Origin of the sequence: Streptomyces sp. NPDC056231, from assembly GCF_048270745.1 — a bacterium.
Lineage (GTDB): Bacteria > Actinomycetota > Actinomycetes > Streptomycetales > Streptomycetaceae > Streptomyces.
In genome coordinates this window covers 1-2295 of sequence record NZ_JBLVKW010000184.1, presented here as the reverse complement: position 1 = coordinate 2295, position 2295 = coordinate 1, and the positions used below count along the sequence as shown (strand labels likewise).

The window sequence follows — 2295 nt, the reverse complement described above, 5'->3', positions numbered from 1 at the left end:
GCCGCGGCGGCGGCCCCCCCCCCCCCCCCTACCCCCCCCCCCCGGGGGGGGGGGGGCGGGGGGGGGGGGGGGGGGGGGGGGGGGGGGGGGGGGGGTGGGGGGGGGGGGGGGGCCCCCCCCCCCCACGGCCACCTGCGCCGTAGTGGTCGCGCCGAGAGTGGTGTGCAGCTGGCCGGCGAATGACGCCTTGACGGCGTCCTCGCCCACGGCGGAGGAGCGCACCGCGAACGGCCCGGAACCCAGACCTCGCAGCGTGGCTCGACCTCGCCACCCGCGAGATCATCGGCTACTCGATGGCCGACCACCACCGGGCCGAACTCGTCGTCGATGCCCTCGACATGGCCGCGAACCTCGGTCGCCTGCAGCCCCACTGTGTGATCCACTCGGATCGCGGATCGGAATACACGTCGACTCAACTACGGGCAAAGATAAGAGAGTTGAACGGTCGACAGAGCATGGGCCGGACCGGGATCTGCTACGGCAATGCCGCGGCCGAGAGCTTCTGGGCCGTCCTCAAGGAGGAGATCGGCACCCGCTTCTGGCCCGACCGGGCCACCGCCCGAGCCGAGATCTTCACGTTCATCGAGACCTTTTACAACCGTCGCAGACTACGCAAACACATCAACTGGGGCTACCTCACGCCCCACGAGACACGCCTGCGCTACCAACAAGACCAGACCCTCGCGGCGTAACACGGACGTGTCCAAGATCACGGGGAAGCTTCAATAGCTCTGGCCTCTCCGTCGGAGTACACCGCCCAGGCCACCACCGGATCAGCGAACGAGGTCCCCTCACTCGGGTCCCTGCCACTCCGTCATCCAGCCCCCACCCGGGACGACACCCACAGCCCGACCTGTTCAACGCCGACGTCCGCGCCTTTCGCTGCTTCCGGGACGAGGCTACGAACGGGGCAGGGCCAAGGGATGTCCGGAGAAGGCGACCGGGGGCAGCACGGGTATGACCGGGGCCGGCGTCGTACGGTCCAGGTTGCGGCGGCGGGCCAGCCAGACCACCGCCCCCGCGTACAGCAGGATGCTCGCGACATCGACCGCGACGAGCAACCCGCCCGCGTCCGCCGCCGTCTCGTCCGCCGCCAGCCCGTCCACGGTGGCGGCAGACAGGACGAAGGCGATCAGGTTGTTGATCCAGTGCAGCCCGATGGCCGCCTCCAGGCCGCCCGTCCGCCAGGTCAGCCAGCCCGTTGCCACGGCGAACACCACCAGGTCCGCAAAGCCCCAGGGGGTGCCCAGGCCGTGGGCAAGCGCGAACAGCACGGCCTGCGGTGTCAGGGCCAGCCACAGAGGCCGGAAGTAGGCCCCGGCGGCCTGCGTCAGCCAGCCGCGGAAGAGATACTCCTCGGCCGCCGCCTGGAACGGGATCAGCACCAGCAGCATGCCCAGCGCAGGCAGGAAGAACCCCCAGCCCGCCCACTCGAACCCCGCGCCGCCGCCGTCCCCGGGCAGGAGCATTGAGGCGAACATCGCCACGGAGACGATCGGCGCGGCCAGCAGCGCGCACAGCCCCAGCCAGCCCCATCTCAGCCTCCCGGTGACGGAGGAGACCGTGCCGGCCGGACGCCCGCCTATCCAGCGTACGGTGAGCAGGACGAAGGGAATCGCCATGGCCAGCAAGGCCAGATCGAGTGCGGTGTCCGGAATGGGGCTCAACTTGGCTGTGCCGTCTGCCCCTGTGGCGTACCCCCGGCCCGCGGCCAGTTCGTCCACGACGGCGTACAGCGCACCGGTGACGAGCAGGTATAGCCCGAACGCGACCAGGGTCCCTACCAGCGGTCGCCACCAGCTGTACCGCAGGGTGATCCGGGCCAGCCGGTGGTAGGGAAGCGGCGAATCCGCCATGGCTGCACCGTTGTTCAGGTCCTGCACGCCGTACGGACCGGGAGCGCCGTACGCTCCCGCCCCCGGCACCCCGCTCGCACCGCCGCTGCTTCTCCCGCTTTGGGCGCTCTGATCGCCCTGCATGCCCTGAAAATCATGGTGTTGACTGCTGCCGTTCATGGTCAAAGTCTGCCCAGTGGGTCCCGGCCCCGTCATCAACCCCTGGCATGAACGGTCTCTATCCCTGGTGACGACTCCACCCAGGGGGCCGGTGCTCACCACCGCGGCCGCGATCTACGCTCGAAGACGTTGTGACTCCTCCCCCTCGTAAACGAGGGGGCTTCTCGCTATGCCGGTTGGGCTTTGCGACGGACCAGCCCGGCCCGTAGGACGTTCAGGGCGCCCACTGTGTCCGCGTGTGCGTGGTGGCCGCACGAGACGCAGTGGAACTTCTCCTGGG

At 70.0% G+C, this 2295-nt stretch carries 4 protein-coding genes and 1 pseudogene; 2 read left to right on the top strand and 3 right to left on the bottom strand.

Annotated features, from left to right (window positions below; genetic code table 11):
* Positions 1-222: hypothetical protein (locus tag ACNPQM_RS43950; RefSeq protein ID WP_418088388.1), on the bottom strand; the 222-nt coding region annotated here is incomplete at its 3' end.
* Positions 223-254: 32 nt separating this feature from the next.
* On the opposite strand from ACNPQM_RS43950, the pseudogene ACNPQM_RS43945 reads away from it, so the two are divergent.
* A pseudogene (locus ACNPQM_RS43945) lies at positions 255-458 on the top strand (DDE-type integrase/transposase/recombinase); the annotation flags it as partial.
* The gene (locus ACNPQM_RS43940; protein ID WP_418088390.1) at positions 456-692 is read left to right on the top strand and encodes an IS3 family transposase; all 237 of its coding nucleotides are present in this window, start codon (positions 456-458) and stop codon (positions 690-692) included. The pseudogene ACNPQM_RS43945 and the gene ACNPQM_RS43940, both read left to right, overlap by 3 nt.
* 207 nt (positions 693-899) lie before the next feature.
* Here the strand turns inward: ACNPQM_RS43940 and ACNPQM_RS43935 are convergent, their stop codons facing one another.
* Positions 900-1856 carry a CPBP family intramembrane glutamic endopeptidase gene (locus ACNPQM_RS43935; RefSeq protein WP_418088387.1) on the bottom strand — a complete coding sequence of 319 codons (957 nt, stop codon included), beginning with the start codon at positions 1854-1856 and terminating at the stop codon, positions 900-902.
* A gap of 326 nt (positions 1857-2182) precedes the next feature.
* A partial coding sequence (locus tag ACNPQM_RS43930; RefSeq protein WP_418088389.1) for a zinc ribbon domain-containing protein occupies positions 2183-2295 on the bottom strand: 113 nt, incomplete at its 5' end.